Below are 17,158 nucleotides of genomic sequence, written 5' to 3'. Positions count from 1 at the left end.
CAGGATTCCGGTGGCGACGTCGGTGTCGCCGTGGTCTCTGGCCCAATGAACGCAATGGTGACATTCGCACAGCCGAGCCGGCGCGTCGCAGGACGGGTACTGGCAGTGCTTGTCGCGGGCGATGATCGCCCGGCGCAAATGTTTGCGGTAGGTCCGCTTCTTGCGCCCGACGTTCAGGATCTGCCCGTCCGGTCCGAAGACCATCCGGCTGATCTCCCCGTCGCACAGCAACCGGCGCAGGACCGCCCACGGGACGGGCTGGCCGTCCTCGAACATCGCCGCGTCCAGCAGCCCCGCGGCCGTGAACTCACCGTCTCGCATCGAGCCCGGCCCGGCGAGGGCCTCGAGGCCGGTGATGTGCCCGGGCGCGTACGGGATGGGCAGCAGGTCGGCCGGCAGCTGGTCGCCGGCGCCGGCCTGGGCGGCCAGCGCGAGCAGGGTGCGGTAGCCGACGTGGATGTTCAGGTGCGGCTTGACCCCGCCGGTGGTGCCGACCAGGCCGTGGTCCAGGGTGAGCCGGGTCATGGTGACGAGCGCTTCGAGGCGCAGCTGGGCGCGGGTGCGGATCTCGTCGTTCGAGGGGGTCCGGGTGAGCGCGTCCAGGCCGGTGAGCAGCAGCTGGCCGTGCTCGGTCGTCATGAACGCGTTCAAGAAGTAGCCGCCCGTGGTCAGCGCTATGTCCAGGTACTCCCGGTCGGTCGCCTCCTTGAACCCGCGCTCGTCCGCCTCGGGGTCCGTGGCGGACGCCCACCGCTTGACGGCGTTGCGGAACTTGTCCGCCGGCCACGCGTGCGCCTCGGTGAGCAGGAACCGCTCCCCGCACACGTTCGTGGGGTCGACCAGCGCCTCGCGCCGCCCGGGGCTGGTCGCCGCGCACGTCGTGAGGATCTCCGCCTGGTCGATCGTGAGCCGCTCCGGCCCACCGGTTACGACCGCCGCCCCGGTCAGCGGCAGCTCGTCGCGCAACGCGCGGCCCAACCGGGTCATCCGCTGGGCGCGGTAGTGCGTGATGTGCACCCGGCGGGACACCCACCAGGGGAACGTGCGGGCCTCGGTCGCCCACACCACATCGGTCTCCACGACCGGCAACGCGCAGGTCGCGATCGCGGTGAACCGGTCACCGAACTCGTACGCCGCGTCGAACAGCTCCAGCGCACGCGAACCGTCCAGATCCCGCGGCGCGACCCGCGCGATCGCGTCCAGGTGCTCGCGCACCGCCGCGCAGTGGTCGGCCAGTGAAAGGCTGTCGAGCGAGCTGTCGCCGTCGTCGAACACCATCTCGCACCCCCTGCCTGACCGCATTCCTATGAATTCCTCTGCGACCAACTCTACCGGGTGCCACTGACACTCCGCGTGCCTCGGTGCCACCAGCGCAGGCATGTCCACGGCGATTCTCGACAACGTGTCCTGCACCTGTGGAAGACCTCCCAGAATCAAAGCCTGGGCGTGGGTCTCCCGCCGCCAACAATCTCTCGCCGAGAAGTCGATTTTCGCCCATGAATCGGCCGGCGTATGGGCGGAAATCGACTTCTCGGCGAACTCCAGGCGGTGGCGGTGGTTGGGGCTGCCACCTGGGCCGACACCCCCGATCTGCGCCCGATCGTGCATGCTGTGCCGGTGCTGGACGACTTCGATGACGTGCTCAAGCGCGCCCAGGTCGGCTCTGCGGAGGCGTTCACGTCGCTGTACGAGGACCTGGTGCGGCCAGTCGCGGCGTACCTGCGCGGCCGCGGGGTGCACGAGGTCGAGGACGTCACGAGCGAGGTCTTCCTGGCCGTGTTCACGGGAATCGCCGGCTTCGTCGGGGAGCAGGCGCAGTTCCGTAGCTGGGTGTTCACGATCGCGCACCGGCGCATCGTCGACACGTGGCGCAAAGGGTCCCGGACCCCGCCCCAGGTGCCCTACGAGCCCGAGGACGACGGGCGCACCGCCAACAGCGCCGAGAGCGACGCGCTCGAATCGCTGGGGGAGGAGCGCGTCCACGAGCTGCTCTCGGACCTGACCGACGACCAGCGCGAGGTGCTGGTCCTGCGGATCGTCGGCGACCTGACGGTCGAGCAGGTCAGCGACGTCGTGGGCAAGAAACCGGGCGCAGTGAAGGCCCTGCAGCGCCGGGGCCTGGCCACCGTGCGCCGCCTCATGGTCAAGGAGGGAGTACCCCTGTGAGCGCTTTTGACGATGACCTGGATATGAAGGCACACCAGGACGAGCTCCTCCTGCGCGGCCGGCCGATGCCGTCCGAGCCGGAGCTTGCCGCGTTCGTCTCGGCTCTGCGGAGCACTGCCGCCGAGCCGGCTCCCGCTCCGAACCTCGCCCTGGCCGCACTGCTGCGCGACGGGCTCGCGCCGCCGTCGGCCGGCCCGACGCGGGTGCGACCGGCCGCCGCCCGCGAGCAGTCCCGGCTGCGCACCCGGCTGCGGGCCGTCGCCGGCCTCGGGTTGGCGGCCAAGATCGTGCTCGGCGCCGGGGTCGCGGTCGCGTCCGTGACCGGTGCGGCGACGATCGATGCCGTGCCCGACGTCGTCCAGCGTCCGGCAAGCGCGGTCGTGTCCGGCGTCGTGCACCTGTTCGAGCCCGCGGCAGCACCGGTGAAGCACGCACCCGCGCGACCCGCCCCGCAGCCTGGCAGCACCGCGGCGCCCACGCCTGGACCTGGTGCGACGGCGCCGGCGCCCACCTCGGCTCCGTCGGCACCTGCCGTCGCGCCGAGCCCGACGCCGACGCTGCCCGTTCCCCTTCCGGTGGATCCGCACGTCGACCTGCCCGTACCGGTCCATCCCAGTGCCGTGCCCCCGGTCGTGCGCGACCTGCACAGCCTGCTCACGACGACGGCCGATCCCGCCACCGCCCCCACGGCCGAGGTGCTTGCGCCGGTGCTCGGCCAGTAGTCGCCGAGCCGCGGACCTGCGGAAAAACTCATCTCGGGTACCCCGTACCCCTGCGGCGTTCGGCGGCGATTGCCCCTTGTGAGAGCGGCACTCGTGCCGCACCCCGAGGGGCCGGGTCCGCAGGACGTGGTTCCCAAGTTGAGGAGATCAAACGTGAGCACCACTGCATTCGCCACTGCCGCCCTGGCCAAGTTCACCGGTCTGAACCTTGCCGGCAAGGCCGTCGTCGGCCTGGTCGTCGCAGCAGGCGCGACCGGCGCCGTCGGGGTTGCCCCGGTCGTCGCCCACCAGTTCGTGCCCGACGCGAAGTCCGTCGCGATCGTCCAGCCGGCCGTCCAGGACGCGAAGTCCGACGTTGCCGGCGCGAAGTCCGACGCGACCGGAACCGTTGCCGACACGAAGTCCGACGCGACGGGTGCCGTCGCCGGCGCGAAGTCCGACGCGACCGACCTCACCACCAGCACGAAGGGCGTCGTCGACGGCACGGTGTCCGACACGAAGGGCACCGTCGCCGGCACCACGGCCGACGCCAAGAAGACCGTCGCGCAGACCGCGGCCGAGGCCAAGGCCCTGGCGGCCGGCACCACGGCTGACGCCACGGGCACCGTCGCGCAGACCACGGCCGAGGCCAAGGCCCTGGCGGCCGGCACCAAGGCCGACGCGACCGGCACCGTGTCGGACGCGACCGGTGTCGTCGGTGGCGTCACCGGTGCGGCTTCGGGCACCGTTTCCGGCACCGCCGGCAACTGATCGTTCGCTCCTAGCTCGACGGGCCCCGCGCCCCGCAGCATCGACGCCACCCGCCCCGGACTCGCTCCGGAGCGGGTGGCGTCGTTCGCGTACAGTCGATCGGATGCCTCACGCACTCGCCGCCATTGAATTGTCCGAGCCAGGTCCGGCGGCGAAGGCCGATGGTTTCGTCAGGGTCCGTGGAGCGCGCGAGAACAATCTCCGGGACGTCGACGTCGATGTGCCCCGGGACTCCATTGTCGCCTTCACCGGGGTGTCCGGCTCGGGCAAGTCGTCGCTCGCATTCGGGACCATCTTTGCCGAGGCGCAGCGGCGTTTCTTCGAGTCCGTCGCACCGTACGCCCGCCGACTGATCCAGCAGGGGCACTCTCCCCGGGTGGAGCAGATCACCGGACTGCCGCCGGCGGTGGCGCTGCAGCAACGCCGCGGTGCGCCCAGCTCGCGCTCGAGCGTGGGCACGATCACCACGCTGTCCAACTCCCTGCGCATGCTCTACTCACGCGCCGGGACCTACCCGGCCGACGATCCCGAGCGCCTGGAGTCGGACTCCTTCTCGCCGAACACCGCGATGGGCGCCTGCCCGGCGTGCCACGGGCTGGGCACCGCGCACACCGTGAGCGAGTCGTCGCTCGTGCCCGACCCATCCCTGAGCATCCGGGACGGAGCCGTTGCCGCGTGGCCGGGCGCCTGGCAGGGAAAGAATCTGCGAGACATTCTCCGCACCCTCGGCTACGACGTCGAGGCGCCGTGGGCCCAGCTGTCGCGAGCAGCCAAGGACTGGATTCTTTTCACGACCGAGCAGCCGGTGGTCGAGGTGATGCCGGAGCGTGAGCGCAATGTCCGGCCGTACCAGGGTCGATTCTGGAGCGCCAAGAGCTATGTCATGCACACCCTGGCGGATTCCAAGAGCGAAACCGTGCGGGCCCGAGTGCTGCGCTTCGTCCAGGTCGGACCGTGCACCCAGTGCGCGGGTAGTGGCCTGCGGGCCCGCGCCCTCGCGGTCACCTTCGCCGGTCGCACCATCGCGGAGCTGGGCGCGCTTCCGCTGGCCGCGCTCAGCGAGGCGCTGCGCCCCGAGCAAGGTGTCACCGAGGTCGCCGCCGGACTCACCGGAGACCTTCGGGCCCGGATCGAGGTCCTCCTCGGTCTCGGGCTGGGCTACCTGAGCCTGAACCGTCCGACGCCGACGCTCTCGCCCGGTGAGATGCAGCGCCTGCGCATCGCCACCCAGCTGCGGTCCGGTCTGTTCGGCGTGATCTACGTGCTCGACGAGCCGTCCGCCGGCCTGCACCCCGCCGACGCCGAGCCGCTGCTGCTCGTGCTCGAGGCACTCAAGTCGAGCGGCAACTCGGTCTTCGTGGTCGAGCACGACATGGACGTCGTGCGCCGGGCCGACTGGGTGGTCGACGTCGGCCCGCTCGCGGGGGAGGCCGGCGGCACGGTGCTCTACAGCGGACCGACACCCGGCCTCGCCGACGTCGCTGGGTCGGTGACCCGAAGGTTCCTGTTCCCGGGCGCGGCGGTCAGCGGAGCCGGGCGAACGATCCGGGCGCCGCAGGGCTGGCTGCGGCTGCGCGGGATCACCCGGCACAACCTGCGGGACCTGGACGCGGACTTCCCGCTGGGTGTCCTCACCGCGGTGTCCGGCGTCTCCGGTTCGGGCAAGTCCACGCTGGTCAGCCAGGTCCTCGCGGGCGAGGTGGGCCGCCGCCTGCGCGCCGGCCCGGAGGCGGGCGACGTCGGGCCGGACCTCGACGCGGAGCCCGGCGAAACGGGCCTCGTCGGTCACCTGACCGGCCTCGATGCCGTGGACCGACTGGTCCGCGTCGACCAGAAGCCGATCGGCCGGACCCCGCGGTCCAACCTGGCGACCTACACCGGGCTGTTCGACGCGGTCCGCACGACGTTCGCCTCGACCGCCGCGGCACGCGAGCTCGGATTCGGCGCGGGACGGTTCTCGTTCAACGTCGCGGGAGGTCGCTGCGAGACCTGCCAGGGCGAGGGTTTCGTCGCCGTCGAGCTGCTCTTCCTGCCCGGAAGCTACGCGCCGTGCTCGGCGTGCGGCGGTTCCCGCTACAACGACGAGACCCTCCAGGTCACCTACCGGGACAAGACCATCGCCGACGTGCTCGGCCTCACCGTCGACGCCGCGGTGGCGTTCCTCGGTGACGTTCCGGCCGCCGCGCGCAGCCTGGAGACCCTGCACGACGTCGGCCTCGGCTACCTCAGGCTCGGGCAGCCCGCCACCGAGCTGTCCGGCGGTGAGGCGCAGCGGATCAAGCTCGCCACCGAGCTGCAGCGGGCCCGTCGCGGGCACACGCTCTACCTGCTCGACGAGCCGACCACGGGCCTGCACCCGGCCGACGTCGAGCTGCTGGTCGGCCAGCTGAACCGGCTGGTCGACGCGGGCAACACGGTGGTCGTCGTCGAGCACGACATGGACGTGGTCGCCGCGGCCGACTGGGTGATCGACCTCGGTCCCGCCGGCGGTGACGCCGGCGGTCGAATCATCACCGAGGGCACCCCCCCGACCGTCGCCGCCCACCCGCAAAGCCGAACGGCCCCCTACCTAGCCAAACGCCTCCCGCCGACGTAGAACCCCCCGCGCCCAGATAGAGCGGTGTAGCGCTCTACCTCGCGCGGGGGGTTCTACCTCGGCGGGTGGGTTGGCTTGCGGGCGGGCAGCACCGACCGGCGCGCGGGGTTCGCGAGCGCCGTCGTGGAGCGGGTGACGAGCTGGGCGGGGATCGAGCGGTGCCGCTCGGCGGGCGGGTGGCCCTCGAGCGTGCGGATGAGCCGGTGCATCGCGAGGCGGGTCAGCTCGGCGAAGTCTTGGCGGACGGTCGTCAGGGGGGTGGTCAGGAAGGCCGAGACCGGGTCGTCGTCGAACCCGACCACGCTGATGTCCTGCGGGACGCGCAGGCCGGCCGTCCGGATCGCGTGCATCGCGCCGATGGCCATCTGGTCGTTCGCCGCGAACACGGCCGTGACGTCGGGGCGGTGCAGGATCGCGGACATCGCCTCGTAGCCGGACCGCGGCGTCCAGTCGCCGGTCAGCACGGGCGGTTCGGCCGCGTCGGCGTCGGCCAGCGCGGCGCGCCAGCCGTCGATGCGGCGCCGGGTCGCTCCCCAGGTCGAGGTCCCGCCGATGTGCCAGACCGTGGGGTGGCCGAGCGCGAGCAGGTGCTCGGTCGCGCCCCGCGCGCCGCCGGTCTCGTCCGCGCCGACGACGAGCTCGCCGGGGCGGTGGCTCTCATGCGGGTCGTCGAAGCTCAGCACGCAGATGCCGTCGGGGATGTGCAGCTCGGGGTGCCCGAAGTCGATCGGCTCGGACAACACGATGCCCTCGACGCCCTGGCTGACCAGCTGGTCGACGGCCTGCTGCAGCTCTTCGGCGCTGTTCTCCAGCGTGCGCACGACGCTGAGGAAGTAGCCCGCCGCGCGGGACGCGTGCTCGACGCCGTCGAGGATCGAGGCCGGCCCGTGCAGGGTCGTGCCGACGGTGATCATGCCGATCCGCCGTGAGCGGTGCGTGACCAGCGCCCTGGCGGCGGCGTTCGGCCGGAAACCGAGCTCGGCGATCGCGGCGAGCACGCGCTCGCGGACCGGCGCGGTGACGTGCGGTTCGTCGTTCACCACCCGGGAGACGGTCTTCTGGGACACCCCGGCGTGCCGGGCGATGTCGGTCATGGACACCGGACGAGCGGTGGGCACGCGCGGGACCGGCGCAAGACTCGCCTGGCTCATCGATGCAGCTCCTTTGCTTCCACCTGGGTTGACTACGTAGTCACGCCCTCGTGGAGCGAGTAGACCACGACTATGACTACGTAGTCAAAGCGATCGGACCGCGACACCCCGCGACGCCCCCGCGACGTGTCAGACCGTGCGCGGTCCCTGGCGCGCGATGGGACTGACAACTGTGGGGCCTACGGTGAGCGGCCTACCGCAACGAGGAACAGGACATCCCGACATGACCATGCCCGCCCTGCCCGACCTGCTCGGGGTCCACGCCCGGTGAGCGCGCTGACCGACCTCGCCGACCGGGCCCGTGGCCTCGTCCGGGACGGCCGGCGCGCCGTGCTGGGCGTGACCGGCCCGCCGGGCGCGGGCAAGACGACGCTCGTCGAGCAGCTGCTCGCGGAGCTCGCGCCGACGCCGCCGTCGGGCGCGCGAGCGGGGGAGTGGGTCGCGCACGTCCCGATGGACGGCTTCCACCTGGCCGACGTCCAGCTCGAGCGGCTCGGCCGGCGCGACCGCAAGGGTGCCCCGGACACGTTCGACGCCGCCGGCTACGTCGCGATGCTGCGCCGGCTGCGCGAGGACGCCGACGACGTCGTGTACGTGCCCGGTTTCGAGCGCGAGCTCGAGCAGCCCATCGCGGCCGCCATCGCCGTCCCGCGCGCGGCGCGCCTGATCCTCACCGAGGGCAACTACCTGCTCCTGGACGACGGCGACTGGCGTCGCGTGCGACCCGAGGTCGACGAGGTCTGGTACGCCGACCTCGACGAGGAGACCCGCCTGGAGCGCCTCGTGTCCAGGCACGTCCGCTTCGGCAAGCGCCCCACGCACGCCGCCGCCTGGGTCGACGCCGTCGACGAGCCCAACGCCGCCACCGTCATCGCGACCCGCCCCCGCGCCGACCTCATCATCAACACCGCCACCCTCCCGACCTGTCAGACCGAGCGCGACCTATAGGTCGCGCTCGGTCTGACACATGAACTGCCCTGAGAGTTGTCAGACGCAGCGCGGCCTATAGGTCGCGCTGCGTCTGACACATCGGGGGGAGGCGGGAGGATCGGGAAGAAAACGGCCTGGCGTTGGCGCTTGGATTACGTGAGGATGCCGATGAGTCAGAGTCCACCCCCCGCGCTGTCAGGGAACACGGCGTGGGCCCGCAGGCACGAGACCGCCCTCGCGCGGTTCCTGCGGACGGAGAGCGGCAGCGCCTCGGTGCTGCTCGCGGCGACCCTCGTGGCGCTCGTGTGGGCCAACGTCGCGGGCGCGTCGTACGCGTCCTTCTGGCGCACCGAGCTGTCGATCAAGGTCGGCGGCGCGGGGGTTGCGATGGATCTCGTCGGCTGGGTGAACAGCGGCCTGATGACCTTCTTCTTCTTCGTCGTGGGTCTCGAGGCCCGCCGCGAGCTCGACATCGGCGAGCTGCGCGAACGGCGCCGGGTGCTGCTGCCGGTCACCGCCGGGATCGCGGGGATGGCGATCGCCGTCGCGCTGTACCTGAGCATCAACGCCGGGAGCCCGTCCGCGGCGGGCTGGGGGGTCGCGATGTCGACCGACACGGCCTTCGCGCTCGGGATGCTCGCGCTCATCGGTCCGCGGTTCCCGGATCGCCTGCGCGCCTTCCTGCTGACCGTCGTGGTCATCGACGACCTCGTCGCGCTGCTGGTCATCGCGACGGTGTACACCGAGCGGCTCCGGATGGTTCCGCTGATCGTGGCGCTCGTCCTGTTCGCCGCGACGTTCGCCCTGGTCAAGCTGCGCGTCAGGGCGAGCGCCCTGTACCTCGCGGGCGGCGCCGCGACCTGGGTCGCGCTGTACCGGTCGGGCGTCGACCCGGTCGTCGTCGGCCTCGCGATGGGGCTGCTCACCTTCGCGGGCCCCGCTGGTCGGGAGGTCCTGGAGGCCGCCACCGACCGGTTCCGGGACTTCCGCGAGCAGCCGACGCCGGCGTTCGCCCGCTCCGCGCAGGCCGGCCTGCAGGCGGCGCTCTCGCCGAACGAGCGTCTGCAGGACCTGTACCACCCGTGGACCAGCTACGTGATCGTGCCGCTGTTCGCGCTGGCCAACGCCGGCATCGGGGTCAAGGGCGACTTCCTCGCCCAGGCCTACCGGTCGCCGATCACGCTCGGCATCATCGTCGCCTACGTCGTGGGCAAGCCGGTCGGCGTGCTGGCCGGATCCTGGCTGGTCACCCGCGCGACCAAGGGCCGGCTGCGGCCGCCGGTCGGCTGGGCGGCGGTCGCGGGCGGCGGCACGATCGCCGGTATCGGCTTCACCGTGAGCCTGCTGATCGCGACCCTCGCGTTCCACGGGCGCGAGCTCGAGGAGGCCAAGCTCGGGATCCTCACCGCGGCCTTGCTGGCGGCCGGGCTGACCTGGGGGTTGTTCCGCCTCACCGCCGCGCTGCCGCCCGCGCTCCGGGCCCGCGCGCTGTTCGGCACCGCGGAGACGATCGTCGACCTCGACGAGCCGGTCGACGACCGGCGCGACCACGTGCGCGGCCCGATGAAGGCCCCCGTCACCCTGGTCGAGTACGCCGACTTCGAATGCCCGTACTGCGGGCGGGCCGAGACGGTCGTGCGCGAGCTGCTCGCCGGGTACGGCGACGTCCGGTATGTCTGGCGGCACCTGCCGCTGCGCGACGTGCACCCGCACGCCCAGCTCGCGGCCGAGGCCGCCGAGGTCGCCGCGCGACAGGGCTTCTTCTGGGAGATGCACGACCTGCTGCTCGCTCACCAGGGTGCGCTGAAGGTGCGGGACCTGATCGGCTACGCCGAGCGGCTCGGCCTCGATGTGGCGCGCTTCACCGAGGACCTGCGGCGGCACGCCGGGGCGGAACGCGTATCCGAGGACGTCGACAGTGCCGAGCTCAGCGGCGTCGCCGGGACGCCCACCTTCTTCATCAACGGCCGCCGTCACCACGGCGCCTACGACATCGCGACCCTGACCAGCGCCGTCAAGCTGGCCCGGGTCACCGCGACGATCGAGGCGCGGCCGGTGGGGTGGACGCGGCGGAAGCTGTCCGGCTTCCTGCGCTGAGGCGAACGCGTACAGAGCCCCGCAGGACCACGATCGGGTGAACCGTCGACTGCTCAACATCGGGCCTCGGTGGTCGATCTTTCGGCTAACCCCGCGCCACGGACCCCGAGGACACCCGACCCATGATCAACCCCAGGTTCACGTCTCCTGCGACGACGCATGCGAACGAGACCGAGGTGACGGTGCACCGCCAGCCCGTCGTGCGTCCGGATCGATCCGTGCACGGCTACGCGGTGTGCGTGCTCGTCCGGGCACCGCTCACGCAGGCGCACCGGGGCGAGGAGCTCGCCGAGCTCGTGCACGCGCAGTACGACCGGCTCGATCTCGCGACCATCGTGGCCAAGAGCGTCGCCTTCGTGCGAGCCACCACGGGCATGCTGATCGGCGCCCGGGCGTTGCCCCCGACCGCCGGCGACCTCGTCCTGGAGGTCCCGCGCAATTTCGCCGAGGTGCCCGACGCCGCCGATCGCCTCACCCGGCTGCGCGCGGCCGGGGTCGGCCTGGCGCTCGCGGACTACGTGCCCGGCGGCGCCCAGGACGACCTGCTCGGGCTGGTCGACTTCGTCAAGGTGGACCTCGGGCGGGGCGACGACGTCGCGGCCGCCGCCATCGCGCACGCGCACAGCCACCACGTCAAGGTGATCGCCGAGCGCGTCGCGACCGAGTCCGCCGTCGAGTTCTGCGCGGACCACGGCGTCGAGCTGCTCCAGGGACCGCTGTTCCAGCGGGACGCGACCCCGTCGGGACGCGACCTCACGACCGGTGAGATCCAGTGCCTCGAGCTCATGGCGCTGCTCAGCGCCGACGAGATCGACGAGCGCAAGGTCGTCGCTCTGGTCGGTGCCGACCCGGAGCTGGCCATCCGGGTGCTGGGGCTGGTCAACTCCAGCGCGATCGGGGTGCGCCGCCGCATCGACTCGATCGCCCAGGCCGTGATGCTGCTCGGCCCGCGGGCCCTGGGCACCCTCGCCGCCGCCTCGCTCGTCGACGCACGCAGCCACTCGCTGGCCGCCCTATGGTTCGTACTGACGCGTGCGGTCGCGTGCCGGTCCCTGGCCGGCAACGACGCGGGGTACACCGTCGGCCTGCTCTCGGCCGTCGCCGCGCAGATGCGCGTCGCACCCGCCCTCCTCGTCGCGCGCGCCGGGGTGTCCGACGACGTCGGCGACGCGCTGCTCACGAAGTACGGGCCGTACGGGCCGGTGCTCGCGGCCGTGCTCGCCCACGAGGAGAACGACGTCGCGGGCGTCCAGGCGACCGGGCTCGAGCCGCTCGTCGTCGCGCAGGCCTACCTCGCCGCGGTGGGCGACGCGCTGCGGACGGCGACCTCGGTCGCAGGCCCGCGCTCTCAGCTCTGAGACGTCAGCGAGGTCGCCCGAATAGGTGGTTCGCCCCAAATGCTCAAGTTTGCGCCCGCCAGGTCCGATGACCTCTCATAGCGCCGCACGATCGGCGGCGCTGTAGAGCATCACGACTGCCTGCCCGGAGGCTTCGACATGCCAGATTCAGCGCTCGTCGTCATGGACACGGTCGACGCGAGGCTCCTGCTCGGAGTGCTGGCGACGTTGAAGGCGGGTGACTTCACCGCGCGCATGCCGGTCGACCTGACGGGACTGGCGGGCAAGGTCGCGGACGGGGTGAACGACCTGATCATGTCGAACCAGGCGTTCGCGGCCGAGCTGGTGCGGGTGAGCGAGGTCGTGGGGGCCCAGGGGAAGCTGTCGCAGCGGGCCGCGGTCGGCGGCTGGGGGCAGCGGTGGACCGGCAGTGTCGAGGCGGTCAACTCCCTCATCGACGACCTGGTCCGCCCGACCCTGGAGATGCAGCGCGTGGTGGGTGCGGTCGCCGACGGTGACCTGAGCAAGAAGGTCACCGCGGACGTCCGCGGGGAGATGCTCGAGCTGAAGAACACCATCAACGCGATGGTCCACCAGCTCAACGGGTTCATCTCCGAGGTCACCCGGGTGACGCGCGAGGTCGGGACCGAGGGGAAGCTGGGTCAGGCCGCCGCGGTCACGATCGAGGTCGGCGGGGTCTGGAAGGACCTGACGGACAACGTCAACGTGATGGCCCGGAACCTGACCGGTCAGGTGCGCAACATCGCGGAGGTCACGACCGCCGTCGCGAACGGGGACCTGAGCAAGAAGATCACCATCGACGTCTCAGGGGAGTTCCTGGAGCTCAAGAACACCGTCAACGCGATGGTCGATCAGCTGAATGCGTTCGCGGGCGAGGTCACCCGCGTCGCCCGCGAGGTCGGCGTCGAGGGCAAGCTGGGCGGGCAGGCACAGTCGAAGGAGGTCGGCGGGGTCTGGAAGGACCTCACGGACAACGTCAACCAGCTCGCGGCGAACCTCACGAACCAGGTCCGGGCGATCGCGGAGGTCGCGACGGCGGTCACGGAGGGCGACCTGACCCGGCAGGTCCGGGTGGAGGCGTCCGGTGAGGTCGCGATCCTGAAGGACAAGCTCAACGAGATGATCCGCAACCTTCGCGAGACGACGCGGCAGAACGTCGAGCAGGACTGGCTCAAGACGAACCGCGAACGGTTCACCAGGATGCTCCAGGGCCAACGTGACATCGACACCGTCGCGGCCATGATCCTGTCCGAGATCGCGGAGCTCGTCGGCGCCCAGCACGGGGTCTTCTACTCGATGACCGCCGAGACCGACGGCCGCCCAGCGCTCGCGCTCCAGGCGGGGTACGGCTACGAGGAGCGCAGGAGGCTGTCGACGTCGTTCCACCTGGGGCAGGGGCTCGTCGGGCAGTGCGCGAAGGAGAAGAAGCGGATCCTGCTCACCGAGGTCCCCGGAGACTACGTGCGGATCAACTCGGGCCTGGGGGCTGCGGCCCCGCTGAACATCATCGTGCTGCCCGTGCTGTTCGAGGGGGCGGTCCGCGCCGTGGTGGAGCTCGCGTCGTTCTCCGCATTCACCCCCGCCCATCAGGCCTTCCTCGACTCCATCACCGAGAGCATCGGCCTGGTCCTGAACACGATCGAGGCCGACACCCTCACCGAGACCCTCCTCAAGCAGTCCCAGACCCAGGCCGAGGAGCTCCGCGCCCAGCAGGAGGAGCTCCGCGAGTCCAACGCGGACCTGGAGCGGCAGGCTCGCCTGCTCAACGAGCGGAACTTCGAGGCCGAGCAGAAGAACGCGGAGATCGAAGCCTCCAAGCTGATGGTCGAGGAGAAGGCGGGCCAGCTCGCGGTCTCCTCGAAGTACAAGTCCGAGTTCATCGCGAACATGTCGCACGAGCTGCGCACCCCGCTGAACAGCCTGCTTATCCTCGCCGAGCAGCTCGAGGAAGACCCCGAGCACAACCTGAGCGACGTTCAGGTCGAGTACGCGAAGATCATCGGCGCGTCGGGCCGTGACCTGATGGACCTGCTGAACGGGGTCCTGGACCTCGCCAAGGTCGAGTCCGGCACGCAGACCCCCCAGTTCGCCGACCTGCCGATCGTCGAGCTCCGGGCCACCTTGATCCGCGACTTCGAGCATGTCGCGGCCAAGAAGGGCCTCGCGTTCTCGGTCGACCTCGGACCCCGTTGCCCGCAGACCATCCACACCGACCCGCAGCGCCTCGGTCAGATCCTGAAGAACCTGCTCGCCAACGCGTTCAAGTTCACCGAGCGCGGCCAGGTCGAGGTCCGGGTCGCCCTCGCCGAGACCGGCTGGAGCCCGGAGTCCCTCGCCCTCGTGGTGGCCCCCGCGGTTCTTGCGCTGCGGGTCATCGACAGCGGCATCGGCATCGACGCCGGCCAGCAGCAACGGATCTTCGACGCGTTCACCCAGGGCGACGGCACCACGGCCCGCCTCTACGGCGGGACCGGCCTGGGCCTGTCGATCAGCCGCGAGCTCGTCGCGCTGCTCGGTGGTGAGATCACCCTGACCAGCACGCCGGGCGTGGGGAGCACCTTCACGGTCTTCCTGCCTGCCAGCGCCAGCGCGTCCGTCGCCGTGGTGACTCCCACGGTGACCCCGGAGCCGACGGCGGCGCTGGCGCAGACGGCGGAAATCCCCGAGCAGCGCGCCAGCTCTCCGCGCCACGCACCCACGGTGGAGCCGGCGCCGCCTGCATCCCCCACGCCCACCGCGTCCGTCGTCGGTCGAACCACGTTCGACACCCTGGAGAACGGCGCGATCGCCGGGAAGAAGATCCTGGTTGTCGACGACGACTACCGGAACCTCTTCTCGATGACCGCGCTGTTGGAACGTGGCCACGCCACTGTCATCTCGGCTGAGAACGGCATCGACGCCATCGCGGCCCTGGACCGGTCGCCTGACATCAACATGGTCCTGATGGACATCATGATGCCGGTCATGGACGGCTACACCTGCATGCGGACCATCCGAGCGGACGACCGCCACCGAACCCTGCCCATCATCGCGATCACCGGAAAGGTCGTCGCCGGGGAGCGCCAGCGCTGCGTCGACGCGGGAGCCAACGACTACGTCCCCAAGCCGGTCGACTCCGCGGAGCTCCTCGCGATCATGCGCCCCTGGCTCGCGGGCGACGCGAAGCCCGAGGGGGCCGTGCTCTGATGAACGCCCGGATGCTGCTCGCCGGTCTGCAGGCGAGCGGTCCACTGCCTGCGAGATCCAGGTCGCCGGTCGCCGTCCTGGTCGTGGACGACAACTACGCCAAGCGGTTGGCGCTGCGGTCCGTGCTGCTGCCGCTCGGCTTCGCGATCGTGGAGGCCGACTCCGGGCTGGCTGCCCTGCGGTGCGTGATGGCCCAGAACTTCGCCGTTATCCTGCTCGACGTCCGGATGCCGATCATGGACGGCTTCGAGACTGCGGCACTGATCCGACGTCGCCAGCAGGCCGAGATGACCCCGATCATCTTCGTCACCGCGAACGTGACCGACGAGCTGGAGCACCTCGACCGCTACGCACAGGGAGCGGTCGACTTCATGTTCGCGCCGGTCTCCCCGCACGAGCTCCGGGCCAAGGTCTCGGTCTTCGTGAACCTCTTCTGGCGGGCGGAGGAGCTGGCCGAGCGGGCTCGCGAGGTGGAGGCCACGGTCGCACAGCTCAGGCTACTTACCGACGCCGCCCCGATCGGGATCTTCCAGACCGACGCCGAGAACCGCTACGTGTACACGAACCCGCGGTGGTCGGAGATCACGGGCCTGTCCCACTCGGAGGTCGCCGGACAGGACTGGGACTGCATGTTCGGTGAGCAGCAGCGCGCCGACCTCATCGCCGAGCTGCTCGACAGCGCCGCTCGGGAGACGGAGTTCTTCCACCGGCTCGAGATCAGGCCGCCCAGGGGGCCCGTGCGGATCGTGGTGGTCACCTCCAAGCCCATCTCCGACGGCGCCGACGGGATCACCGGCTGGGTCGGCACCCTTGCCGACGTGACGGCCGAGGCGCGCGCCGAGGCGGCGATGTCCCACGCCCGGACCGAGCTGGAACAACGCAACGCCGAGCTCGCGGCCACCGCCCGACGCGACCCGCTCACCGGCCTGAGCAACCGCCGCGCGCTGCAGGAGGACCTCGAGCGGCTTGAGCTGCGGGTGTTCCGGCACGGGCAGCGGTACTGCATCGCGCTGATCGACCTCGACCACTTCAGGTCCTTCAACGACACCTACGGCCACCAGGCCGGCGACGATGGGCTCAGGGCCGTCGCCGACCACCTGAGGTCGAGCATCCGCAGCGGGGACGTGCTCTACCGGTACGGAGGTGAGTCGTTCCTGTGCCTGTTCGCCGACCAGTCCCGGGCGCAGGCGACGGCGACCCTCGGGCGTATGCGGACGGGTGTGGCGAACCTCGCGATCCCGCACTCCTCGAACCCCGAGGGTGTGCTCACGGTGAGCGCCGGCCTCGCCGTGCTGGACCCCGGTCACAGCAGGTCCGTGGCCCGGGTGATCAAGGAGGCGGACGAGGCCCTGCTGCTCGCCAAGAAGCTCGGGCGCGACCGCGTGGAGCAGCTCGGCGGCGGCGCACCGGCGCTCGGACCGGAAGCCGCCTGAGGGCTCGTAGCATTCGACATGACGGGCGGGGGAGCGGCGAGATGCGATTTCGGACCACGATCGAGCAGAGCGGCAAGACCGCGACGGGCATCGCGATCCCCGACGACGTCGTCGCGGGCCTCGGCTCGGGCAAGCGGCCTGTCGTCCGCGTCACGGTCAACGGCTACACCTACCGCAGCACCGTGGCCGTGCTGGGCGGCCGGTACCTGGTCGGCGTGAGCGCCGAGCACCGCGCGGGCGCGGGGGTCGCCGGGGGAGACGAGGTGGACGTCGAGCTCGAGCTGGACACCTCCCCGCGTGAGGTGGACGTCCCGGACGACCTCGCCGCCGCGCTGGACGGCGAGCCGGCGGCCCGGCGCACCTTCGACGGTCTGTCCTACAGCAACCGATCGTGGCACGTGCTGCAGGTCACCGGGGCGAAGACGGACGAGACCCGCCGGCGGCGGATCGCCAAGTCCGTCGATGCGCTGAGGGAGGGCCGGGTCCGCTAACGGCTGCCGGTCCTGCTCGACCGGCGTCAGCATGAGGTGAAATCCGACCGGGACGCAAGGAAGTCTCGGTCGCTGCCTTCGGTCCGGTTGATCCGTGCCGATAAGCAGGCATGCTCAAGTTTCGACGCCCGGTCCGTGGCACGGGGCCGGACCTTCCGGTCGCCGTCGCCGTCGCCGTCCCGGACCGGTCCGCGGCGACGTGGCCTGACGTTGACGCGCGCGCGTCCGCCGCTCCCCGCGGCGACCTTGCGTTCGTGCCCGAGCCCGCGCGTGCGGGC

The 17,158-nt window shown here is 71.3% G+C and carries 12 protein-coding genes and 1 pseudogene; 11 read left to right on the top strand and 2 right to left on the bottom strand.

Annotated features, from left to right (window positions below; translation table 11 throughout):
• On the bottom strand, positions 1-1,278 hold a 1,278-nt coding region (locus VIM26_RS17775), incomplete at its 3' end, for an HNH endonuclease signature motif containing protein (RefSeq protein WP_331953610.1).
• A gap of 270 nt (positions 1,279-1,548) precedes the next feature.
• Here VIM26_RS17775 and VIM26_RS17770 point away from each other — a divergent pair.
• The 4 genes from VIM26_RS17770 (at position 1,549) to VIM26_RS17755 (ending at position 6,234) form a co-directional block, all read left to right on the top strand.
• Positions 1,549-2,166: an RNA polymerase sigma factor gene (locus tag VIM26_RS17770; RefSeq protein ID WP_331953608.1), complete on the top strand. Its 618-nt coding sequence runs from the start codon at positions 1,549-1,551 to the stop codon at positions 2,164-2,166.
• Entirely contained in the window at positions 2,163-2,888 is a 726-nt protein-coding gene (locus VIM26_RS17765) for a hypothetical protein (protein WP_331953606.1), read from the top strand. Before VIM26_RS17770 ends, VIM26_RS17765 begins: the two co-directional genes overlap by 4 nt.
• Positions 2,889-3,041: 153 nt before the next feature.
• Entirely contained in the window at positions 3,042-3,638 is a 597-nt protein-coding gene (locus VIM26_RS17760) for a hypothetical protein (RefSeq protein ID WP_331953604.1), read from the top strand.
• A 103-nt stretch (positions 3,639-3,741) separates the two neighbouring features.
• A complete protein-coding gene (locus VIM26_RS17755; protein ID WP_331953602.1) occupies positions 3,742-6,234 on the top strand; it encodes an excinuclease ABC subunit UvrA in 2,493 nt (830 codons plus the stop codon).
• 53 nt (positions 6,235-6,287) lie between these two features.
• On the opposite strand, the gene VIM26_RS17750 is transcribed toward VIM26_RS17755, so the two are convergent.
• Positions 6,288-7,385, bottom strand: coding sequence for a LacI family DNA-binding transcriptional regulator (locus tag VIM26_RS17750; RefSeq protein ID WP_331953600.1), 1,098 nt, complete (start codon positions 7,383-7,385; stop codon positions 6,288-6,290).
• 267 nt (positions 7,386-7,652) lie between these two features.
• Here VIM26_RS17750 and VIM26_RS17745 point away from each other — a divergent pair, with 267 nt between their 5' ends.
• The 7 genes and pseudogenes from VIM26_RS17745 (at position 7,653) to VIM26_RS17720 (ending at position 16,880) form a co-directional block, all read left to right on the top strand.
• Positions 7,653-8,333, top strand: a complete 681-nt coding sequence (locus VIM26_RS17745) for a nucleoside/nucleotide kinase family protein (RefSeq protein WP_331953598.1) — start codon at positions 7,653-7,655, stop codon at positions 8,331-8,333.
• 150 nt (positions 8,334-8,483) lie between these two features.
• Entirely contained in the window at positions 8,484-10,412 is a 1,929-nt protein-coding gene (gene nhaA, locus VIM26_RS17740; RefSeq protein WP_331953596.1) for a Na+/H+ antiporter NhaA, read from the top strand.
• 122 nt (positions 10,413-10,534) lie between these two features.
• Complete coding sequence (locus VIM26_RS17735) at positions 10,535-11,770, top strand: EAL and HDOD domain-containing protein (protein ID WP_331953594.1); 1,236 nt, start codon at positions 10,535-10,537, stop codon at positions 11,768-11,770.
• 138 nt (positions 11,771-11,908) lie between these two features.
• A complete protein-coding gene (locus VIM26_RS17730) occupies positions 11,909-14,956 on the top strand; it encodes a hybrid sensor histidine kinase/response regulator (protein ID WP_331953592.1) in 3,048 nt (1,015 codons plus the stop codon).
• A pseudogene (locus tag VIM26_RS27155) lies at positions 14,956-15,792 on the top strand (response regulator); the annotation flags it as partial. The gene VIM26_RS17730 and the pseudogene VIM26_RS27155, both read left to right, overlap by 1 nt.
• Before the next feature lie 12 nt (positions 15,793-15,804).
• Entirely contained in the window at positions 15,805-16,389 is a 585-nt protein-coding gene (locus tag VIM26_RS27150) for a GGDEF domain-containing protein (RefSeq protein WP_414696515.1), read from the top strand.
• 41 nt (positions 16,390-16,430) lie between these two features.
• Entirely contained in the window at positions 16,431-16,880 is a 450-nt protein-coding gene (locus tag VIM26_RS17720; RefSeq protein ID WP_331953588.1) for a YdeI/OmpD-associated family protein, read from the top strand.
• Positions 16,881-17,158: the final 278 nt, after the last annotated feature.

It is taken from the genome of Pengzhenrongella sp., from assembly GCF_036565025.1.
GTDB lineage: Bacteria > Actinomycetota > Actinomycetes > Actinomycetales > Cellulomonadaceae > Pengzhenrongella.
The sequence above is the reverse complement of the archived record's forward strand: the minus strand, read 5'-3'. Positions and strand labels throughout refer to the sequence as shown.